Below are 20,010 nucleotides of genomic sequence, written 5' to 3' on the forward strand. Positions count from 1 at the left end.
GTACACGAAAACGCACACACGCCGTCAGGCGCTCGCCGCCTCGATCGCCTCGGCGAGCGTGAAGGCCCCCTCGTAGAGCGCGCGGCCCACGATGACGCCGCTGACGCCGGGGATCTGCGCGAGCGCGCGCAGGTGAGCGAGCGATCCGACTCCGCCGGAAGCCAGGACGGGGAAGCCGCACGAGGCGGCGAGCTCGCGGGTGGCCTCCAGGTTGGGGCCGACCTGCGTGCCGTCGCGGGAGACGTCGGTGTAGAGGAGCGCCGCGACGGGGGCGCCGGCGAGCGCGCGGGCGACGTCGAGGGCGGTGACGGAGGAGACCTGCTCCCAGCCCTGCACGGCCACGCGCCCGTCCTTGGCGTCCACGGCGACCACGACCCGCCCCGGGAAGCGGCCGGCGAGGTCGCGTACGAGCGCGGGATCGTTCACCGCGGCGGTCCCGAGCACGATGCGATCGGCGCCCAGCGCGAGGTAGCTCTCGGCCGCGGCGGCGGAGCGGATGCCGCCGCCCACCTGCACGCTGCCGCCCTCCACGCCGAAGGCCGCGATGACGGCGCGGACGGCGTCGGCCTGGACGGGCAGGCCGGCGCGGGCCCCTTCCAGGTCGACCACGTGCAGCCGAGCGCAGGCACGGCGGAGGCGAGCGGCGAGCGCCGCCGGGTCCTGGTCGTAGACGGTGACCTGATCGTAGCGCCCTTGATGGAGGCGCACGGCCTGGCCTCCGAGGAGATCGATGGCGGGAATGAGCTGCACGCGGCGGGTCTAGCGCGCCTCTGCGCCGGTGGGTAGAGGCGGTGAAGGCGGCGAAGGTCGGTGACGCCGCCGCGTCACCACGACCCGCTCGCCCCGAGCACGACCCCTTCCGGGCCTGCCGCGAGCACCCCTGCGCGGATCCGCCTTGACGTCGCGCCGGCGGTCATGTCGCTCTGCTTCGGCTCGGTCAGGTAGAGGACCGCCGCCACCCCGAGCCCGGCCAGCCCCACGCCGAAGCCGATCGTGCTCACGAGCCCGGTGGTGCTCGCGCTCTCCGCCGCGTCCAGGCCCGTCGGGTCGCAGGCCGTCGGGTCGCTCAGGCCGATCCCGCTGCCGCAGTGGTCGCGGACGACGCTCTTCTTGCCGAGCGTGAGCGCGCCCGCCACCCCGCCGAGCACGAGCCCCGCGATGCCGACGCCGCCGGCCGCGTACACGGCCGCCCGCCGGCCTGAAGGGCTCTCGGCGGGCGGCGCCGGGGCGCCGCTCACCTGCAGCTCGACGCGCTTCTTCTCGCCGTGAGCGAGGTGGATATGCGTCTCCTGGACAGGCCCTCCCGGCGCCTGGGTCGACACGACGTGCTCTCCCGGATCCACCGGCACGCTCGCGCCCAGCGCGGCGCTGTCCACCGTCTGGCCGTCGCGCTTCACCACCGTGCCCGCGGGGGCTCCCGGCGGGAGGGAGAGCGCGAGCTCCGGCACGAGCGGGGCCAGCTTCTCGCGCTCCTCCCTGGCGACCTTGGGCCGCTCTCCTTGCCGGCGCTTCTGCTCCGGCGTCAGCTGCTCGTGGAGCGCAAGGTACTCCCCGAAGTGCGCGAACGCGGTCGCGACGCGGCCCCACCTCGACTCGCAGATCGCCAGCGTGAAGAGCGCCCCCGGCTTGGGCTCGATCCGATGGCTCTCGGCGATCGCGTTGCAGCCCGCCTCGTACCGGCCTGCCTCCATCTCGGCGAGGCCCCTGTCGAAGAGGGCTTCCGCGGTCGCGCTGTCCTGCGCCGCGGCGGGCGTCGCGGCGGCGAGCGGCCAGAGGATGAGAGCGAGAGGAGCCAATCGGCGCAGGCGACGTGTCATGTTCTGGGGCATCCACAAAGGAAGGTGTCAACCGGTGTCGGCGAGGATCGGACCGGCAGCGCGGCGGACATCGGTCTCAATCTCGCCCGAGCAAAGGGACTTTGGGGCGAGCGGAGGCGCCTCTTCGCTCGGTCGAAGCGGGCCTCGGCGTCGCCTTCGGGGGAGCGCCCGCCGCCCCGCGCGCGGCCGGCCTCGCGCTGGCGCTCGCGCTGGACGCAGGCTGGGTGGGCTCCGCGGCGAGCGCTGGCGCGGAGGCGATGGGCGTCGGCGCCGACGGCTCCGGCGACGCCGTCGTGCTCGGCGCGGCGGTGGCGGCGGCGCTCGCCGAGCCGGCGTCCTGCGCAAGGCCCTCCGGCGGTGCGGCCGCCGCCGGCTCGGCCTGGGCCCCGGCGCGGATCAGGAGCCAGGTCCCTGCGCCAAGCACCCCGAGCCCGAGCACGACCGCGGCGGCGACGAGCGGGGCTCGGTTTGGCGCACTCGGTGCGATGTTCCCTGAAGGGACGGACGTCACCGACGTCTCCATGGTCGCCGCGAGGGGCGCGGCCGGGGAGCGAGACGGGTGCTCCGGCCCCATCGGGCCGATGCTCGTCGCCACCGGCGGCATCATCGCGGGCGCGGTGAGCGCAGGCGCGGCGATCGCGGGCGCAGTGAGCGCAGGCGCGGTGATCGACGGTGCGGTGATCGCGGGCGCTGGCGTGGCGAGCGCGTGCGCCGAGGGGTTCGCCATGGCCCAGGGCGGTGTGTTCGGGCGGGGTGAACGCCCGCTGCTGGCCGGGGCGAGGCCGAGCACCTCGGAGAGCGCCTGCGTCGCCTCGCTCGCGAGGCGGAACCGCGCCGCTGGATCGACGGCCGTGGCCCGAGCGAACCAGCCATCGAAGCTCGGCGGCAGCACCACCCGCTGCGACATCGCCCGGTGGACCGGCGGCTCCTGCGGCCCGTGGACGACCACGAGCGCGAACGCGATCACGTCGCTCGCGCTGAGCGCCTCCGGGCTCCAGTACGGCGTCCCCACGAGCAGCGTGTACGCGATCATCCCGAGCGCGTAGATGTCCACGGCGCTGGTGAGCTTCGTGTCGACGCGGAACTGCTCGGGCGCCATGTAGATGGGCGTCCCGAGGCTCCGCGTGATGCCGGCCGCCGTCCCGCCCTCGGCGAGCAGCTTCGCCACGCCGAAATCGAGGATCTTCATCCGGGGCGTCCCGTCGTCCCGGTGGGTGACGAACAGGTTCTCGGGCTTGAGATCCCGGTGGATGATGGACGCCGCGTGGGTCCGGTCGAGGGCCGACGCCGTCTGCTGGAGGTACGTCGCGACCTCGCCGGGAGGCAGCCTGGCGAGGCGCTTGAGGCGCTGGCCGAGCTCCTCGCCGCGGAGCAGCTCCATCACGAGGAACGGCATGCCTGTCGCCTCGTCGATGCCCGCGTCGAAGACGTCGACGATGTACTCGCTCTCGATGTCCGCCGTGATCTGCGCTTCGCGCTTGAAGCGGCTGCGCATCTCCTCGCTCTGGAAGAGGTACGCGTGCATCACCTTCAGCGCCCGGCGGCGGTTCGTCTCGATGTGCACCGCCTCGTAGACGGACCCCATCGCGCCCACGGCGAGGAGGCGCGCCACGCGATAGCGGTGCGCGAAGACCGTTCCGTCCGCGAGCGGGCCCGACACGGCGGGAGGGTCGCGCGCGGCGGCTGTCGCGTCAAGGATCCAGGGACCCGCGGAGGGCGCGCGCTGCGCGGAGCCGCGGCCGCGACGCCGCGACGTCCGACTACGCGCATCACCGCGCTCGCGCGCACCTCAGCCCTGCGCCGGCGAAGTGGCCGTCCGGCGAGCGCTCCTGGAAGGCAGAGGTGAGCAATGTCGCCTTCTCGCTGCGCCAGCCTCCGCCCCAGATCATGTGGTTCGTGTCGAGGGTGAGGACTGTGCAGTCCTCGCAATCGAGCGGGGTGTCCGCCGCGAACGAATCCAGCACCCACTCCCACACGTTTCCCCCCAGATCCGCCTGTCCCCACCGCCCATCTCCCCGCGGCGACCTCGACCCGCCCGGCTGGAGGTCCGCGATCTCGCACGACCCATCGAGGCCGCACCCGTACACCGCGTAGCTCTCGTCGGGCTCCGGGGCGCTCTCCGGGCTCGACCATGGATACGTGCGCTGCTCGTCCCCGCCGGCGGCCGCGTAGCGCCGCTCCGCTGCCGTGGGCAGCCGACCGCCGTCCCAGGCGCAGAACGCGAACGCCACGTACCAGCTCACGCAGGCCACGGGCAGGAGCTCGTGGTCGCCCACCTCGTCGGTCCATGAGAAATAGGGATCCTCGCAGTGCAGCGACGCCGACAGCGCCGCCCGGTCCACGGGCAAGCTGGCGTCCCACGCGGCGCGCCACCCGCTGTCCGGAATCTTCGGGTGCGCTCCTGCCCCCACCGCTGGCCAGCTCGCCGGGTACTCCGACAGGAACGCCCGGAACCGCCCCACCGTCACCTCGAATCGATCCAGCCGGAAGTCGCTCACCGTCGCCAGGCGTGGCTCGGCGTCGCCCCGATCGAACGTGCCTCCGGGCACTACAAGGCTCCCGCAGCAGCCCTCGTCTCCGCGCGGCCCGCAGATCGCCTCCATCTTTGCGCAGCTCCGAGGGACGGTGCAGCGCCCATCGTCACACAACGGCGCCTCCGCCGGGCACTCGGCGTCATCCTGCCACGCTCCGGCTTCGTCGCACGTCTGCGGCCTGTTCTGCGCGCACCGCACCTCCTCCGGCGTGCACGTCTCGACGCCGCCTCCGCCTCCGCCGCCTGCGCCGTCTGCCAGGTGGTACGGCTTGTCCACGCCCACGATCGCCGTGCAGCCCCCGATCACGAGGCATGCCCCCGTCCACATCGCCACCGCAGACCTGCTCTTCGTCATCTCTCTCTCCCTACGGCCATCGTTCCGTCTGCTGCCTGGATCATCGCGGCCCGAGCGGCCTGCTGCAGCGGACCGCGGCGCGCCTGAGGCAGGGCTCAGGGCGCGACGCGCGCCGTCGATCGGCTGCTCGGGCCGGTGTCGAGAAGCTCGCCCCGCCATCCCGGGGCGATCAGGAGGCCGGAGCTGGGAGATCGCGCTGCGCCGCGAGCCGCACGCCCGGCTCGACCAGCGCCCGGAGCTGGGCGCTCCCGATGGCGCGCGGCGTGGCGCGCAGCAGCCCGTCCCGCAGCGCGCAGGCGAGCGGATGCTCCCAGTGCGCGGCGCGCCCGATCCTCCGCGCGTCGCGCATGAGCGCCGCGACGCGCGCGTGCCGCACGCCGACGTAGGCCTCCCGCGCGCGCGCCACGGTCGGCTCCCCCAGCGCGTCACGGAGCGCGAGCGCGTCCTCGATCGCCATCGCGGCGCCCTGACCCTGGTTGGGGAGGGCCGCGTGCGCGGCGTCGCCGAGCAGGAAGACGCGCCCCTCGCCCCACGTCGGCGCGTCCAGGTCCTCGAGGTCGTGCTGCACGAGCGGCGCGCTCGACAGCGCCGACAGGGCCCGCGGCGCGTCGTGGCCGAAGTCGGCGAAGCGCGACACCACCTCGGCCGCACCGCCTGACGACCCCTTCGTCCCGCGCGGCGCGTTCCGCACGAGGTAGATGTAGATCTGCCCCTCCGGCAGCGGGACGAGCCCGACGCGCGCGCCGTGCCCCCAGTACTCGCAGACCTCCTCGACGCCTGGGTTCGGGCAGAGGCCGCGCCAGCACGTCGTGCCGCTGTAGCGGATCGGATCGCGCGCCGTGAGCCGGGCGCGCGTGGCGGAGCGGAGCCCATCGGCGCCGACGACGATGTCGTACCGCTCCCGGGCGCCGTCCGAGAGCACCACGGACACGGCCGCCTCGGTGGGATCGAGGGACGCCACCGTCGTGCCGAGGCGCAGCGTCGCGCGCCCCCCGAGCGCGTCGAGGAGCAGCGCGTGCAGCGCCGCGCGGCGCAGCGTCACAGACGGCCCGCAGCGCTCGGCCAGCTCGCCGACCGCGAGCCGCTGCAGCGGCCTCCCGCGCCGATCGCGCAACCACATCTCCTCGAGGATCCGTCCCTGCCCGACCGGATCGGCCTCCAGCGCGCGGAGGCAGGCCACCGCGTTCGCCGAGAGGATGATGCCCGCCCCGACCGGCTCGAAGCTCGCCGCCTTCTCGACCAGATCGACGGCCACGCCCCGGCGGACCAGCGCGAGCGCCGCTGCGAGCCCGCCGATCCCTCCTCCGATCACCAGCGCCCGCGCTGCGATCGGCATCAGCGCCGCGCTCCGAGGCGCTCGACCAGAGCGGACCGGGCCGCGCGCAGCGGACGCCAAGCCACCGTCCCAAGGATCTCCATGCGCAGGAGTCTACTGACATTTCGGCCCGCGAGAGGGCCCGCTCTGCCGCCGATCCGCTCGGGGCGAGCCGTTCCGGCCGGGCGGGCGCTGGTTGCGCGAGGTCGTCGGGCAGATACCATCGCTCGCTGAAGATGGCTGTACTCACGCTCGAGCAAGCGGCGATCCCGCTCCGGCAGGCGTACCGGGAAGGCCGCCTCATTCCCTTTCTTGGGGCGGGCTTCTCTGCCCCGCTCCGGCTGCCGATGTGGAAGGAGCTGATGGGGTGGATGGGCGCCGCGCTCGGCTTCGAGCCAGCGCTCTTCGAGCTGCACGGCCTGCCCCCGCAGCTCGCCGGCTTCTTCGCCCGGGAGTGCGCGGGCGGCCTCGACAGCTTCATCGCCGAGATGCGCGCGCGCTTCCACGCGCGCGAGGTCGACGAGCGGCGCAGGAGCTCGTGCCAGCACAAGGCCCTGGCGCGCCGCGACTTCTCGACCATCTACACGACCAACTTCGAGCACCACATCGAGGAGGCGCTGCGGGACGCAGGCAAGCAGGCCGTGGCGCTCGCCAGGTTCGACGACTTCGCGCGGTGCCCGGCGCAGGGGGCGTGCCACGTCATCAAGTTTCATGGCGATCTCGAGTGGCCCGAGACGGTCGTGCTCACCGAATCCCAGTACTTCAGCCGCCTCCGGCTCGAGGCGGCGCCCGATCAGCGCTTGCGCGCCGATCTGCTCAGCAACAGCTTCCTCTTCCTCGGCTACAGCTTCGGCGACGTCGACATCCGGTACATCTGGTACCGCATGGAGCAGATGCGCATCGAGGGCAGCCCGCAGCTCGCGAAGCGCGTGTCGAACCGCCGCGGCTACTGGGCGACCTTCGGCGCCGGGCTCGTCCAGCCGGCGCTGCTCGAGGACTGGCACATCGACGTGATCGAGCTCGATCCGAACGACAAGACGAAGAGCGTCGTGGACCTGCTCGACGCTCTGGACGCGTGAGGGGACGGGTGAGGGCGATGGTCACGGTCTATTTCGTCTCCTCGAGCCACCGCAAGGTCGCGGACATGACGTATGTATGGAAGGACGCCCCGACGCCGCTCCGCGTCCTCCGGCTCGACGTGCCCCAGATCCTCTCGTCGGATCTCGACACCGTCGTACGCGAGGAGGCCCTCGCCGCCTACCGGCTCTCCCTCGTGCCGCTCTTCGTCGAGCACGGCGGGCTCTTCATCGAGCACCTGAACGGCTTCCCGGGCCCGCTCGTGATGCCGTTCTGGGAGCGGCTGCAGGACCGGATTTGCTCCCTCATCCCTCCAGGGCAGTCGCGCGCAGCGCACGTTGTCCAGAAGGTCTGTTATTGCGACGGCCGGACGCTCCGTGTCTACACGGGCAGCATCCTCGGCGAGATCGCCGTCGAGCGGAGGGGAGACGAGGGCATCCACTGGGAGCCGATGTTCATCCCGGCCGGGCACACGCGCACGCTGGGGCAGATGCCTCGTGACGAGCGTCTCCGGTGCTCTGCGAGCGCGGAGGCGCTGCGGGCGTTCCGGTTCGATCTCGGGCTGTGATCGCGGAGCGCGGCGCTCGCGCTCGTCGACGCGTGCCGCCGCGACGCCCCTCCCGCGGCGCCGGCTCCTCCTCACGTCGCCGGACCCTCGCGCCAGACGGGCCGCGCTGGCGGGCCGCTGCGGCGCTCCCTACACCTCCGCGCGCTGGACGCGGTGGGGCTTGACTTCCGGATCGCTTTGGAGTTCCTAACCGCACACGACCGCGGCAAGGGGGCGAGAGCCTGATGTCCGGCGCTCCTCTCCGCTGCGCTCATAGGTTGTCCCCATTTGGCGCGGAGGCGATTCATGGAGTTCAGGCAGCTCGGCGGGTCAGGGTTCAAGGTACCGGTGCTGAGCCTCGGGACGGGGACGTTCGGTGGCTCCAACGAGTTCTTCCGGGGGTGGGGTGCGAGCGACGTGGCCGAGGCGACTCGGCTGGTCGACGTCTCGCTCGAGGCCGGGATGAACATGTTCGATTCGGCCGACATCTACTCCGACGGGCTGGCCGAGGAGATCCTCGGCCATGCGATCAAGGGCAGGCGCGACAAGGTCATCATCTCCACCAAGGCGACCTTCCGGAGCGGTAAGGGCCCCAACGACGTCGGCTCGTCGCGGTATCACCTGATCCGGTCGATCGAGGGGAGCTTGCGCCGGCTGCAGACGGATTATATCGATCTCTTTCAGCTGCACGGCTTCGACGCGGTCACGCCGCTCGAGGAGACGCTCGGCACGCTGGACGATCTCGTGCGAGCGGGGAAGATCCGCTACCTCGGCTGCTCGAATTTCTCCGGTTGGCACCTGATGAAGTCGCTGGCGGTGTCGGAGAAATATGGTCTCTCTCGGTACGTGGCGCACCAGGCGTATTATTCGCTGGTGGCGCGCGACTACGAGTGGGAGCTGATGCCGCTGGCGCTCGATCAGAAGGTCGGCGCGGTGGTCTGGAGCCCGCTGGGCTGGGGGCGGCTCACGGGGAAGATCCGGCGCGGGCAGCCGTTGCCGGAGGTCAGCCGGCTCCGGAACAAGCTGTCTACCGATGGGGGGCCCCAGATCGACGACGAGTACCTCTATGATGTCGTCGACGCGCTCGACGGGGTGGCGAAGGAGACGGGCAAGACCGTCCCGCAGATCGCGCTCAACTGGCTGCTGCAGCGGCCGAGCGTCGCGAACGTGATCATCGGCGCTCGCAACGAGGAGCAGCTCCGACAGAACCTCGGGGCCGTCGGCTGGAACCTCGCGCCCGAGCACATCGCGAAGCTGGATGCCGCGAGCAAGACGAAGCTGCCGTATCCCTACTTTCACCAGGCCGGTTTCAGCGAGCGCAATCCGTTCCCTGTCGCGCTGTGACGGTCGCGGCCTGGCCGCGATCGGCGACTGACGGCGGCTGCGGTCATGGACGACCTGTGACCACCCGGGCCGCCGCTCCTGCGCGGAGGCCCAGCGCCGGGCGCGCACCGCGCCCTCGCCGTGGAAGGCAATCCCGTGGCGAGGGCCGCTCAGGGCAGCGCGGCGGTGGCGTCCGGCGTGGCGGCGTGCAAATCAGCGGTCGTGCTCATTCTTTGCGACTTCGACGGGACCATCACCTGCGACGATCTGACGAACCGGATCTGGGACGCCCACCTTCGCTATGACTGGCGGCAGGTGCTGCTCACGCCTGCCGTCGGCGGCGAGCTCACGCCGTTCGAGCTCCTCCGCCGCGGCTACGCCGACGTGGATCGCCCGGCCGCAGAGCTCCTGGCCGAGCTGCGCCCGCACGCCGATCTGCGCTCAGGCTTCGAGGATCTTCTGGCCCTGTGCGCCCACCGCTCGTGGGTGTTCCATGTGATCAGCCACGGCCTGCCGTTCTACATCCGCGAGTTCCTGCCGCCGGGCACCGCGTTCTCTTGCTTCGATGCCGCCTTCGATGGGCGCTGGCGCGTGACCGTGCCGGAGACGGTGCCGCTCCGTCCCGGCGAGGACTTCAAGATCCGCGTGCTCGATCAGCTGAAGGCGGCCACCGGCGAGACCTCCACGGTCTACATCGGCGACGGCCGGCTGGACTACCCCGCGGCGCGGTGCTGCGATCGCGTGTTCGCGGTGCGGGACAGCGCTCTCCACGTGCTCTGCTCTCGCGACGGGATACCGTGCACACCTTTTGACAGCTTTGCCGAGATCTGCGCGGCGCTCTCGGGCGACGGCGCCCCCCACGGGGCGCGCACACAGGCCGCGGCCGACGCAACTGGTTGATCTTCCGGGCTCGGGTGACGCGCGTCCGCGTCCTGGCCTGTGCATCGTCGTCGGCGAAACGCCCCTCCTCTGCTATGGGAGATCTCATCGCAGGAGGTAAGTTGATATGCTTGGACGAGCGCTGAATACGCACCTGGCCGCATGGATCCTCGCGCCTCTCTCGCTGCTGCTCCTTCACTGCGGTGACGACGAGTCCGTGGATCCGGTGGGGACCACCGCGGGCTCCGCCACGACCGTCGGCGCCACGACGGGTGCTGGTGGCGGAGGCGGGTCGACCGGCAGCGGCGGTGGCGGGGGTAACGGCGGCAATGGCGGCAACGAAGCCGGCGGCGGCGGCGCGCTGCCCGATCTCGATCCAGCGCTCGACTGGTACGGCGACAACCGGCAACGGCTCGACGGGATGATCGACGAGCACGGCGCCTCGGGCCCCGACTACGATCCCGATCGAAAGCCGGTCGCCGTGTTCGACTGGGACAACACCGTCATCAAGAACGACGTCGGCGACGCGACGATGTTCTGGATGCTCCTGCACGACAAGATCCTCCAGCCCCCGGGCGGGAACTGGGCGCTGACGAGCCCCTACCTCACGGCCGCCGCGGTCGCGTCGCTCGGCGAGGCGTGCGGCGCGGCCGCCGAGCCGGGCGAGCCGCTGCCCACGGGCTCATCGCCCGCCTGCGCCGACGAGATCCTGAGCGTCTATGTCGACGGGGAGACCACCTCCGGCGAGCCTGCCTTCGCCGGCTACAATCACCGCACGATGGAGCCCGCGTACGCGTGGCTCGCGCAGCTCGGCGCAGGGTACTCGGCGGACGAGATCACCGCCTTCGCCGGCTCGGCGATCCGCGAGAGCCTGGCGGCGGAGGAGGGCGCCGTCCAGACGGTGGGGACGCGCGCGGGGCTGACGGCGTGGCTCCGGATCTACGATCCGATCCGGGATCTCATCGGCGCGATGCAGAAGAACGGCTTCGACGTCTGGGTGGTGTCGGCCTCTCCGCAATCCGTGGTCGAGCCGTTCGCGGAGCGGGTGAACATCGCCGCGGATCGGGTCATCGGGATCCGTCAAGTGACGACCGAAGAGGGGGTGTTGACGTACGATTTGCAGGGGTGCGGGCCGGTGCCCGACGGCACCAACGCGGGTGACGGCGAGTTCACCGGGAACAGCCTGATCACCTTCATCGAGGGGAAGCGGTGCTGGATCAACAAGGTGATCTTCGGCGAATCGGGCCCGGCCGCGCTCGAGAAGAACCCGGACGCGTCGAAGCGGCCGGTCTTCGGGGCCGGCGACTCGGACACCGATCTGAGCTTCCTCCAGGACGCCACAGCGCTCCGTCTCGCGATCAACCGCAACAAGAAGGAGCTGATGTGCAATGCCTACCGGAACCACGCCGGGACCTGGCTGATCAACCCGATGTTCATCCTCCCCAAGGGCCATCTCGCCTCGGGGTACGCCTGCTCGACCACCGCCTGCGTCGACGAGGCCGGCGCCGCCGGCCCATGCCTCGACGAGGCCGGCGCGGTCATCCCTGACCAGGCCGACAACGTGTACTGACGCGCAACGCACCGGCCGCCCCCGGCCCGCGGCTCCGCAGCCCGAACGCCGCTCAGATGTGCTTCGGCGGGTTCAGCTTGTCTTCCGCCGACCTCCGCTGGACGAGCGCCTTGGCCTTCTCGTAGAGGACCCGCAGCCGGCCGCCCTCGGGCTCCCAGTACTCGGCGCGCTCGACATAGAGCTTCAGGAAGGCGGCGTGAGGGTGGGTGGGGCCGGCCGGCAGCCACGCCTTCCACGAGGGCTTCCAGAGGCTCCGGATCTTCTCCTCGTTCCTCTCGATGTTCGCGCGCGCCGAGATCGATATGTACGCCCGATCCCGCGGCCTGTAGCAGCAGACCGCCACCTGGTGCTCGCGGGTGATCTCGCCTGTCTTCGCCGCCTCGTCCTCCGTCACGAACCAGAGATCGCAGTCCATCACCTCGGCCGGCTCCTGGATCTCCATCGGCCGCCCCCGCATCAGCCCTTCCGGGGTCATCGTGACGAGCATGGCGGTGTCGAACTCCCTGAGGAGCGCGTGCAGCTCGCTCATGGATCCGCGGACCTGAGCCTTGGCTCCCGGCTCTACACTCCGGTGTTGCTCTTCACTCTGGTGTTGCATGCGGACAAAGCTGCTCCGCGGACCCTGGCCCGCAAGCAGGGGCGCGCCCTGACCCGTGTACCGCCGTGGCCTGGCGGCGCTCCGGCGTGACCCGAGGCGCCGCGCGCTGCGGGACGGTCCAGGCGGTCCGGCTCACCTCGCGGGGTTTTGCGCAGTGGACGGCGCGATGCGACGCCTTGACGCGCGTCCGCTCGGCAGATGGGGCGCTCTCCTGCCGCCAGAAGTGCCAATCCGCGGGCCCTCCTGGGCCGGCACAGTCCATGCTTTCGCCGGCGCGGGGGCACACCACAACTCCGCCCAGCAGGCTCTGCCATGACCGCGTTTTTGGACGACTTCGACCCTCGTATCCCCGCCGTCTCCATCCGGGACGACACCGCCCGGATCCGGGAGGATTTCCTCGTGCTTGCCGCGCACGAGATCAGGACGCCCGTGACCTCGCTCCTCCTGCAGCTCCAGCTGACGAAGCGGATGAGCGAGCAGGAGCCGGAGAAGACCCCGGCGTGGGCGGCGGCGATGCTGGCCGTCTTCGATCGTCAACTCGGCCGTCTCGCCCGGCTCTGCGACGACATGTTCCAGGCGAGGCACGGCGGCCTGGCCCACGGCGCCCCGACCCGCGAGCCGGTCGATCTCGTCGGGCTCATCCGCGAGGTGGTCGCGACGGCGGTCGCGCACCGGCCGGCCGCGTGCGGCGCCATCTCGGTCACGGCCGAGGGCCCGGTGATCGGCTGGTGGGACCGGTCCCACCTCGAGCGCATGGCGTTCCACCTGATCAAGAACGCGCTCACCTTCGGCGAGGGCAAGCCGATCTCGATCGAGGTGCGCGCGACGCGCGCGCGGGCGCGGCTCATCGTGCGCGACCACGGCATGGGGATCGCGCGGGAGGACCACGAGCGGATCTTCGCGCGCTTCGAGCGGGCCGTCCCCGTGGAGCGGTTCGGCGGCCTGGGGCTCGGCCTGTACATCGCGCACGTCGCGGCGCGCGCGCACGGCGGCGCGATCCGCGTCGAGAGCGAGCTCGGCCGCGGCGCGGTGTTCATCGTCGATCTCCCGCTCGCCCCGCGGCGGCCGCAGCGGGTGAGGGCGGCGCGGCGCTCCTCGTCGATCCCCCCCTCGAGCCCGGCGCGGGCGCGGCGCGGGCGCGGCGTGGGCGCGGCGCGCGCGCCCGAGCTTCCGCTGGGCGCGCACCTCAAGCTCGCGCAGGTCAAGCAGGTGCACCAGCAGCGCCTGCTGCGCCCGCACTGACGCGCGGGCGGGTCAGCCGTTCAGGAAGCGGGCGAGCAGGCGCAGGCCGGCGGCCTGGCTCTTCTCGGGGTGGAACTGCGTCGCGGTGACGTTGTCCCGCTCGATCGCGGCGGTGATGCGGTGCGGGCCGTGCTCCGTCGTCGCCGCGACCAGCGCGGGGTCGAGCGGGACGGCGTGGTAGCTGTGGACGAAGTAGACGAAGGGGCGCTCGCCCGCGAACACGCCGAGCGGGCCCGCCACCTCGCGCGCGAACGCGATGCGGTTCCAGCCCATGTGGGGGATCTTGATCCCGACCCAGGGCTGGCCGGGGGCTGCGTCCGCCTCGGCCGCGCTCGGCTGAGGGGTGAGGCGCTTGACGGTGCCCGGGAACACGCCGAGCCCGCGCGCGCCCTCCGCCTCCTCGCTCCCGTCGAAGAGCGCCTGCATGCCGAGGCAGATGCCGAGGTAGGGCGTCCCCTTCCGGATCTGGGCGCGCAGCGCGTCGCCGATGCCGTTCTGCAGCGCCGCGGCGCAGTCGCGGAAGGCGCCCTGGCCGGGCACCACCACCTTGTCGGCCCGGCCGATGATCTCCGGGTCGCCCGTGCGCGTCACCGCGCACGGCACGCCGGCGTCCTCGGCGGCCTGGAGGAGCGCCCGCTCCACGGAGCGCAGGTTGCCCATCCCGAAATCGACGAGCGCGATGGCTTGCATGGCTCAGAGGCTCCCCTTGGTGGACGGGATGCCGGCGACGCGCGGCTCGATCCGGGTCGCCTTCATCAGCGCCTTGGCGAACGACTTGAAGCAGATCTCGACGATGTGGTGCAGGTTGTCCCCCTCGATGAGGCGGACGTGGAGGTTCGCGCCGACGCCGCGCGCGAAGCCCTCGAAGAACACCGGGGCGAGCTCGACGTCCCAGGTGCCGAGCTTCGCCTTGGGCAGCGGCACGCGCCAGACGAAGTAGGGCCTGCCGGAGAGGTCCAGCGCGCACTGCGCGAGCGCCTCATCCATGGGGAGCGTCGCCTCGCCGTAGCGGGCGATGCCCGCCTTGTCGCCGAGCGCCTTCTGCACGGCCGTGCCCAGGGTGATGCCGCAGTCCTCGGTCGTGTGGTGGCCGTCGATCTCGACGTCGCCCTCGGCGTGGATGGTGAGGTCGAACAGGCCGTGGCGGGCGATCTGATCGAGCATGTGCGTGAGGAAGGGGAGCGGCGTCTTGATCGACGAGCGGCCCTGGCCGTCGAGATCGATCTCGATGCGGATGTCGGTCTCGCGCGTCTTGCGCTCGACATTGGCGATGCGGGGCATGGCGCGTAGGGTAGTCGCCCTTCGCGGCAAGGGAAGCGCCGTGAGCCCGATGACGCGGCAGGTAACGCGGCAATGGCCTTGGATGCCAGCGTCGGATGGCATAAGGTGGCCCCCTGGATAACGTGGCGGTGGTGGCGCCCTTGAGGCGGCCCCAGCGCAGGAGCGTCCGTGAGCTCACCGGTCACCGAAGGTCAAATTCTATCGGGAAAATACCGGGTCGAGCGCATCCTCGGGCAAGGGGGCATGGGCGTCGTCGTCGCCGCGTTGCACGAGCAGCTCCACCAGCGGGTCGCCATCAAGCTGCTCCATCCCGGCGCCAACGAAGAGATGGTGGAGCGCTTCGTGCGCGAGGCGCGCGCGGCGGTGCGCCTGAAGAGCGAGCACGTCGCGCGCGTGCTCGACGTCGGGACGCTCGAGACGGGCGCGCCGTTCATGGTGATGGAGTACCTGGATGGCAGCGACCTCCAGGAGACGCTGCGGCGGCGCGGCCCGCTCGAGCTGGAGGAGGCCGTGGGCTACGTGCTCGAGGCCTGCGAGGCCATCGCCGAGGCGCACGCGGCCGGCATCATCCACCGCGATCTCAAGCCGGCGAACCTCTTCCTCACGCGCGCGGCGGACGGCAGCGGCATGGTGAAGGTGCTCGACTTCGGCATCTCGAAGGCGCTCGCGGACCCGTCGACGGCCGGGGCCGAGCCGGAGCTCGGGCTGACGAAGACGGCGATGGTGCTCGGCTCGCCGCTCTACATGGCGCCCGAGCAGATGCGCTCCGCGCGCTCGGTCGACGCGCGCGCGGACATCTGGTCGCTCGGCGCCATCCTCTACCAACTGCTCACGGCGCGCGTCCCCTTCGACGCGAGCTCGCTGTCCGAGCTCATCCTGATGATCAACACCGAGTCGCCGCCCCCCCCGACCACGTTCCGGAGCGACCTGCCGCCGGGCCTCGAGGCGGCGATCCTGCGCTGCCTCGAGAGGGACGTCGCGAAGCGCTTCAAGTCCATCGCCGAGCTCGCGGGCGCGATCGTCGATTTCGGGCCTCCGCTCGCGCTGGCCTCGCTGGAGCGGATCGAGCGGACGCTGGGGCTCGTCCCCGCGGTCTCCTTCCGGGACCGGGCGAGCTCCGTGCGCGAGCGCATGAGCACGCCGCCCGCCTGGCAGACGTCGCAGGACCGCGCGAGCGGCGTCCCCGCGGCGACGGCGCGGCACAGCGCGGCGCCGCCTGCTGGCGCGACGGCGGGCGGCGCGGGCGGCGCGGTCGGCCACACCGCCGGCCCGGCGGGCACCGCGCCTGGCTGGACGGCCGGGGGCGCCGCGCCCGGGGCGCGCGCGCGGAGCGGCGTTGTGCTCGCGCTGGCCGTGGTGGGCGTCGCCGTGGTGATCGGCGGGATCCTGCGCTTCGTCACGTTCCATGGCGGCGCGGACGCTCCTCCCGCCGACCCGTCGGCCGTGTCGGCGACCGCCTCCGCCGAGCCCTCGGCGCCCGCCACGCCGGCCCCGCCCCCGCCGGTCGCTCCTCCGGAGGTGACCGCAGAGCCGCAGCCGCCCGCGACCGCGGCGCCGTCAGCGACCGTGTCCCCGGTGGCGACCGCTGCGCCGGTGGCCACCATGGCGCCGCTTTCGACCGCCGGGCCGAAGGCGCCGGCGAGCGCGACGCCGGTCGCCACGGGGCCTCGGCCGAAGCCCACCGCCGCGCCCTCGGTCCCACCGGCCGCGACCGCCGCGCCGACCGCGACCGCGACCGCCGCGCAGCCGGGGAGCATCTTCGATGTGCTGAACGACAAAGGTAAGCCCAGATGAGTTGGCCAGGAAGCGAACGGCTCCCGCTGTGGAGCAGCAGGAGCCGGCGCGTCGGCGCCGCGGTCGCGCTCGGCGGCGCCGTGCTGACGGCCCTCGCGCCCGCGGGAGCGCAGCCGGCGCCGGCGGCAGCGAAGCCGGCGCCTGCGGGAGCGCAGCCGGCGCCTGCGGGAGCGCAGCCGGCGCCTGCGGCGGTGCAGCCCGCTCCTGCCGCTGGCGCGCCTGCCGCGGGTGCGCCTGCCGCGCAGGGGCCGCTGTCCGCGACGCTCACCGGCGAGGCCAAGGCCGAGTACGAGGCCGCGCGGATCCTCTTCAACGACGGCGACTACCGCAACGCCATCATCAAGTTCGAGCGTTCCTTCGAGCTCTCCGGCGACCCGCGGCTGCTCTGGAACATCGCCCTCTGCCAGAAGAACCTGAAGCGCTACGCGCGCCTCCTCGGGACGGTCGAGAAGCTCCTCAGGGACGCCGGCCCCCAGCTCGGGGAGCAGGATCGCAAGGACGCCGCTGCGCTCATCGAGGCGACGAAGGCCTACGTGAGCCGGCTCGATCTGAAGGCCAGCGAGGCGGGCGCCACGGTCTTCGTCGACGGCGAGGAGGTCGGCCAGACGCCGCTGAGCGAGCCCGTGCTGCTCGACGTCGGCACCCGGAAGATCCGGGTGACCAAGAAGGGCTTCAAGGACGTCGAGGTCTCCCAGCAGGTGACGGGCGGCGGCGAGGTCACGGTCACGGCCACGCTGGAGAAAGAGGTCCACCAGGGGCGGCTCATCGTCACGGCGGCGCCGGACGCCGTCATCTCCATCGATGGTCGCGTGGTCGGCCGCGGCGGCTACGACGGTCCTGTGCCGAGCGGCGGTCACGCGCTCCGCGTCACGGCGTCCGGCATGGTGTCGCACCAGTCCGAGGTGATGATCCAGGACAACCAGACGCGCCGCGTGCAGGTCACGCTGGTGCCGCAGCCCAAGCAAAGCAACGTCGAGACCTGGCTCTGGATCGGCGGCGGTGTGCTGGTGCTCGCGGGCGCGGTCCTTGTCGCCACGGGGGTCTTCGGGCCGGAGCCGCCGGTCAACGGCCGCACGTCGCCCGGCTCGGTCTCCCTGTCCCGGAAGGGCGGCGCCACGTTCACGATCCCCTTCGGGGGTGGCCGATGAGCGCCGTCTCCCGGGCGGCGCTGGCCGCGCTCGCCGCTGTCGTGGCCTGCGGGTGCTCTCCGCCGGACGAGATCATGCTCGCCGTCTCGACGGATCTCGAGATGCCCAAGGACTTCAGCGCCCTCCAGGTGCAGGTGTTCGAGGGCGGAACCCCCAAGTTCTCGTCGTCCTACGAGCGGCTCGGCGAGTCCGACGCCGCCGCGCGCCTGCCGGCGACGATCGGCTTTTACTCCTCGAGCGGCGGGGGCGACTCGATCCGGATCAAGGTCAGCGCCCTCATCGGGGACGAGCTCGGCGCGCCGCGCATCCTGCGCGAGGCGGTCACGAAGATCCCGAAGAACCGCGTCGCGCTGCTGACGCTGCCGCTCAACTTCCTCTGCGATGACTCGGGCGAGAGCGACGAGAGCGGCGGTGTGGTGAACAAGCACTGCTTGGAAGGGCAGACCTGCGTCGCGGGGGCGTGTGCATCGAGCGAGGTCGATGCGGGCGCGCTCCCCGACTACGCGCCCGGGGACGTCTATGGCGGCGGTGACGGCGACGGCGACGGCGATTGCTTCGACGTGACGGCCTGCTTCCAGGGCACGGCGCCTGCGGAGGTCGACGCGGCGTGCTCGATCGCGGGCGAGGCCGGAGTCCCGCTCAACGTGGCGCTGGAGACCGCCGCGGGCGACGGGATCTGCGATGACGCCGACCGTTGCCTGGTGGCGCTCGACGCCGGCAGCGCCGATGGCTTCCGGGTGGCGGAGGACGGGCGGATCCAGCTGCCGACCGCCGTGTGTGATCAGGTGGCCGCGGGGAAGATCGCGGCCGTCGTGACGTCACCGGTGACGACCGCGTGCGTCCAGAAGACCGTGGGCCTGCCGACGTGCGGGCCGTGGTCGGCGTCGGGCTCCGCGAAGCCGTGATGGCGCGGTCGCATCCCCCGGTGGGATGCGACCGCCAGCGCCTGCTGCGGTCGTAGTCGTCAACGTGGACGTGGACGTCCACGTCCACGACCACGTTCACGTTGGTGACCGCTGGGGGGTGGAGGGGGGCGGGCTTGGGGCCCTGAGTGCGACCGAACGAGCTTGGTTAACACCGATGGCGGTCCCGACCTGGGCGAGCGGTCGATATCGACCTGCCGTCGAGAACGTGACCTGAGCTGACGCTCATCGTCCGGCGTTCCCGAAGGTCGCCATCTGGGAAAGCGGTCGATATCGACGTGCCGTCGAGAGCGTGACCTGAGCTGACGCTCGTCGTCGGGCGTTCCGGCAGGTCGCGTTCTGGGAGGACGCTCGATATCGGGTGTCCCGTCGAGAACGTGACCTGAGCTGACGCCTGTGATCAGGCGCTCGCCCAGGTCGCGATCAGCCCGAGCGCCGGAGCTCAACGTGTCGCCAAGATCGCGACCTTCCCAGGACCTTGCTGGGATCGCGGACCCCAGATCCACACCTGGGCTTCCCTTCAAAATTACGCTGCGCGCCAGATCGGGGCCGCCTTCCCCCCGGCTCTTGTGAGCCTCGGCCCATGACGGGCGCCGGTGAGGGCCGTCACCACACGTCGGTCACCCCGAAGACGCGCCTTGGGGCCACGCTGCGCGCTTCGCGGTTGCTCCTGTAATCGGGTGTCATCGACAGGACACGAGACCGGCGCTTCCCTGGCACGACGCGCTGTCCCCCACGTGGAGGTCTGTCCCATGTTGAAACACCTGATGATTGAAGAGATGGTCGCCCTCGTCGCTCCGTGGATCGAGGATGCCCAGCGGAAGCGGCTGTTCCTGTCGATCCCGGAGATCGCCGGGCTGCACGACAAGGTGGTCGAGGTCCACGGCGCCGTGCTGGCGGTTCGTCCGAGCAAGACGGGCGTGTCGGCCGGGATGACGGCCTTGAACGACGAGCTCGTGAAGGTCGACGAGCGGCACGATCACCTGGCCAAGGCGGTCTCGTACGGCATCGACGCGCACCGCGAGCACTGTCTGGCGGAGGAGCCGCCGGACGTCGGGGGGGCGGAGGCGTGTGATCGGGCCCAGGCCAGCCTGTTCCCGACCGGGCTCGCCATCATCAAGGCGTCGCCCACCGCGGAGTCGGGCAACACGGCGCGGATCGCCCTGCTCCTCGACGAGGAGCCCGCGACCGCGGCGTTCCTCAAGGCGATCCCGGCGCCGGGAAAGACGACGCTGCTCCACACCGTCCAGCGGTGGATCGCGTCGGGCAAGGAGCTCGCAGCGATCGAGCACCGGCGGGACGCGCTCGCCGCCAAGGAGAAGACCGCGCCGGTCGTGAACGCGACGATCCTGGCGGCGCGCAATCAATGGCTCCGCGTCGTCGCTGCGGTGCTCTCCAACCTCGAGATCTCCAGCGCTCCCGCGGAAGCCATCGAGACGATCCGCGGCCCCATCCTGAAGGCGTCCGAGCGAGCTGGGAGGCGCTACGCCAGCGGCAAGACCGGGGGCGCCGGCGCCGAAGGGCCTCGCCAGCCTGCGGCAGCGGGGGAGGGGGGCGCCGCCGCCGGCGGCGCGGCCGGGGTCAGCCCGCCTGTGGAGTGACGCGGCC

The 20,010-nt window shown here is 72.0% G+C and carries 18 protein-coding genes; 10 read left to right on the forward strand and 8 right to left on the reverse strand.

What is annotated here, in order from left to right; genetic code table 11:
- Window positions 1-24 precede the first annotated feature (24 nt).
- The 5 genes from hisA to WME79_RS16075 all read right to left on the reverse strand — a co-directional run bounded on the left by hisA (window position 25) and on the right by WME79_RS16075 (window position 6,041).
- The gene (hisA, locus tag WME79_RS16055; protein WP_272098023.1) at window positions 25-750 is read right to left on the reverse strand and encodes a 1-(5-phosphoribosyl)-5-[(5-phosphoribosylamino)methylideneamino]imidazole-4-carboxamide isomerase; all 726 of its coding nucleotides are present in this window, start codon (window positions 748-750) and stop codon (window positions 25-27) included.
- Between the two features lie 74 nt (window positions 751-824).
- Window positions 825-1,817 (reverse strand): hypothetical protein, encoded by a 993-nt coding sequence (locus WME79_RS16060; RefSeq protein WP_437536214.1) that lies wholly within the window; start codon window positions 1,815-1,817, stop codon window positions 825-827.
- A gap of 76 nt (window positions 1,818-1,893) precedes the next feature.
- Entirely contained in the window at window positions 1,894-3,477 is a 1,584-nt protein-coding gene (locus WME79_RS16065) for a protein kinase domain-containing protein (protein WP_437536217.1), read from the reverse strand.
- Between the two features lie 109 nt (window positions 3,478-3,586).
- The gene (locus WME79_RS16070; RefSeq protein WP_437536219.1) at window positions 3,587-4,705 is read right to left on the reverse strand and encodes a formylglycine-generating enzyme family protein; all 1,119 of its coding nucleotides are present in this window, start codon (window positions 4,703-4,705) and stop codon (window positions 3,587-3,589) included.
- 169 nt (window positions 4,706-4,874) lie between these two features.
- Window positions 4,875-6,041 (reverse strand): FAD-dependent monooxygenase, encoded by a 1,167-nt coding sequence (locus WME79_RS16075; protein WP_437536222.1) that lies wholly within the window; start codon window positions 6,039-6,041, stop codon window positions 4,875-4,877.
- Window positions 6,042-6,256: 215 nt separating this feature from the next.
- Between WME79_RS16075 and WME79_RS16080 the strand changes: the two genes are divergently transcribed.
- From WME79_RS16080 to WME79_RS16100, 5 genes are all read left to right on the forward strand, one after another.
- Window positions 6,257-7,099 (forward strand): SIR2 family NAD-dependent protein deacylase, encoded by an 843-nt coding sequence (locus tag WME79_RS16080; RefSeq protein ID WP_437536224.1) that lies wholly within the window; start codon window positions 6,257-6,259, stop codon window positions 7,097-7,099.
- Window positions 7,096-7,665, forward strand: coding sequence for a non-canonical purine NTP pyrophosphatase (locus tag WME79_RS16085; protein WP_437536227.1), 570 nt, complete (start codon window positions 7,096-7,098; stop codon window positions 7,663-7,665). The genes WME79_RS16080 and WME79_RS16085 overlap by 4 nt, the downstream gene beginning before the upstream one ends.
- 285 nt (window positions 7,666-7,950) lie before the next feature.
- Window positions 7,951-8,988, forward strand: a complete 1,038-nt coding sequence (locus WME79_RS16090) for an aldo/keto reductase (RefSeq protein ID WP_437536230.1) — start codon at window positions 7,951-7,953, stop codon at window positions 8,986-8,988.
- Window positions 8,989-9,123: 135 nt separating this feature from the next.
- A complete protein-coding gene (locus WME79_RS16095) occupies window positions 9,124-9,867 on the forward strand; it encodes a haloacid dehalogenase-like hydrolase (RefSeq protein WP_437536233.1) in 744 nt (247 codons plus the stop codon).
- Between the two features lie 106 nt (window positions 9,868-9,973).
- Window positions 9,974-11,416: an HAD family hydrolase gene (locus WME79_RS16100; RefSeq protein WP_437536236.1), complete on the forward strand. Its 1,443-nt coding sequence runs from the start codon at window positions 9,974-9,976 to the stop codon at window positions 11,414-11,416.
- Between the two features lie 52 nt (window positions 11,417-11,468).
- Here the strand turns inward: WME79_RS16100 and WME79_RS16105 are convergent, their stop codons facing one another.
- The gene (locus WME79_RS16105) at window positions 11,469-11,945 is read right to left on the reverse strand and encodes a pyridoxamine 5'-phosphate oxidase family protein (protein ID WP_437536239.1); all 477 of its coding nucleotides are present in this window, start codon (window positions 11,943-11,945) and stop codon (window positions 11,469-11,471) included.
- 381 nt (window positions 11,946-12,326) lie between these two features.
- Between WME79_RS16105 and WME79_RS16110 the strand changes: the two genes are divergently transcribed.
- A complete protein-coding gene (locus WME79_RS16110; RefSeq protein WP_437536242.1) occupies window positions 12,327-13,256 on the forward strand; it encodes a sensor histidine kinase in 930 nt (309 codons plus the stop codon).
- Window positions 13,257-13,268: 12 nt separating this feature from the next.
- Here WME79_RS16110 and hisH read toward each other — a convergent pair whose 3' ends face one another.
- Both hisH and hisB read right to left on the reverse strand, forming a co-directional pair.
- Window positions 13,269-13,946: an imidazole glycerol phosphate synthase subunit HisH gene (gene hisH, locus WME79_RS16115; RefSeq protein ID WP_437536245.1), complete on the reverse strand. Its 678-nt coding sequence runs from the start codon at window positions 13,944-13,946 to the stop codon at window positions 13,269-13,271.
- Between the two features lie 3 nt (window positions 13,947-13,949).
- Window positions 13,950-14,537 (reverse strand): imidazoleglycerol-phosphate dehydratase HisB, encoded by a 588-nt coding sequence (hisB, locus tag WME79_RS16120; protein ID WP_437536248.1) that lies wholly within the window; start codon window positions 14,535-14,537, stop codon window positions 13,950-13,952.
- Between the two features lie 168 nt (window positions 14,538-14,705).
- Here hisB and WME79_RS16125 point away from each other — a divergent pair, with 168 nt between their 5' ends.
- The 4 genes from WME79_RS16125 (at window position 14,706) to WME79_RS16140 (ending at window position 20,003) form a co-directional block, all read left to right on the forward strand.
- The gene (locus WME79_RS16125; protein ID WP_437536251.1) at window positions 14,706-16,331 is read left to right on the forward strand and encodes a protein kinase domain-containing protein; all 1,626 of its coding nucleotides are present in this window, start codon (window positions 14,706-14,708) and stop codon (window positions 16,329-16,331) included.
- On the forward strand, window positions 16,328-17,479 hold the full coding sequence (locus WME79_RS16130) for a PEGA domain-containing protein (RefSeq protein WP_437536254.1): 1,152 nt from the start codon (window positions 16,328-16,330) through the stop codon (window positions 17,477-17,479). Before WME79_RS16125 ends, WME79_RS16130 begins: the two co-directional genes overlap by 4 nt.
- Window positions 17,476-18,384: a hypothetical protein gene (locus WME79_RS16135; protein ID WP_437536257.1), complete on the forward strand. Its 909-nt coding sequence runs from the start codon at window positions 17,476-17,478 to the stop codon at window positions 18,382-18,384. The genes WME79_RS16130 and WME79_RS16135 overlap by 4 nt, the downstream gene beginning before the upstream one ends.
- Before the next feature lie 770 nt (window positions 18,385-19,154).
- A complete protein-coding gene (locus WME79_RS16140; protein ID WP_437536260.1) occupies window positions 19,155-20,003 on the forward strand; it encodes a hypothetical protein in 849 nt (282 codons plus the stop codon).
- Window positions 20,004-20,010 lie beyond the last annotated feature (7 nt).

Origin of the sequence: Sorangium sp. So ce726, assembly GCF_051521405.1 — a bacterium.
Taxonomy (GTDB): Bacteria; Myxococcota_A; Polyangia; order Polyangiales; family Polyangiaceae; genus Sorangium.

Excerpts from the sequence above, each read along its gene's own strand:
- WME79_RS16130 (WP_437536254.1), top strand. The coding sequence starts at position 16,328 with ATGAGTTGGCCAGGAAGCGAACGGCTCCCGCTGTGGAGCAGCAGGAGC.
- WME79_RS16105 (WP_437536239.1), bottom strand. The coding sequence starts at position 11,945 with ATGAGCGAGCTGCACGCGCTCCTCAGGGAGTTCGACACCGCCATGCTC.
- hisH (WP_437536245.1), bottom strand. The coding sequence starts at position 13,946 with ATGCAAGCCATCGCGCTCGTCGATTTCGGGATGGGCAACCTGCGCTCC.
- WME79_RS16135 (WP_437536257.1), top strand. The coding sequence starts at position 17,476 with ATGAGCGCCGTCTCCCGGGCGGCGCTGGCCGCGCTCGCCGCTGTCGTG.
- WME79_RS16080 (WP_437536224.1), top strand. The coding sequence starts at position 6,257 with ATGGCTGTACTCACGCTCGAGCAAGCGGCGATCCCGCTCCGGCAGGCG.
- WME79_RS16090 (WP_437536230.1), top strand. The coding sequence starts at position 7,951 with ATGGAGTTCAGGCAGCTCGGCGGGTCAGGGTTCAAGGTACCGGTGCTG.
- WME79_RS16100 (WP_437536236.1), top strand. The coding sequence starts at position 9,974 with ATGCTTGGACGAGCGCTGAATACGCACCTGGCCGCATGGATCCTCGCG.
- WME79_RS16140 (WP_437536260.1), top strand. The coding sequence starts at position 19,155 with ATGTTGAAACACCTGATGATTGAAGAGATGGTCGCCCTCGTCGCTCCG.
- WME79_RS16070 (WP_437536219.1), bottom strand. The coding sequence starts at position 4,705 with ATGACGAAGAGCAGGTCTGCGGTGGCGATGTGGACGGGGGCATGCCTC.
- WME79_RS16075 (WP_437536222.1), bottom strand. The coding sequence starts at position 6,041 with ATGCCGATCGCAGCGCGGGCGCTGGTGATCGGAGGAGGGATCGGCGGG.
- hisB (WP_437536248.1), bottom strand. The coding sequence starts at position 14,537 with ATGCCCCGCATCGCCAATGTCGAGCGCAAGACGCGCGAGACCGACATC.
- WME79_RS16060 (WP_437536214.1), bottom strand. The coding sequence starts at position 1,817 with ATGACACGTCGCCTGCGCCGATTGGCTCCTCTCGCTCTCATCCTCTGG.
- WME79_RS16110 (WP_437536242.1), top strand. The coding sequence starts at position 12,327 with ATGACCGCGTTTTTGGACGACTTCGACCCTCGTATCCCCGCCGTCTCC.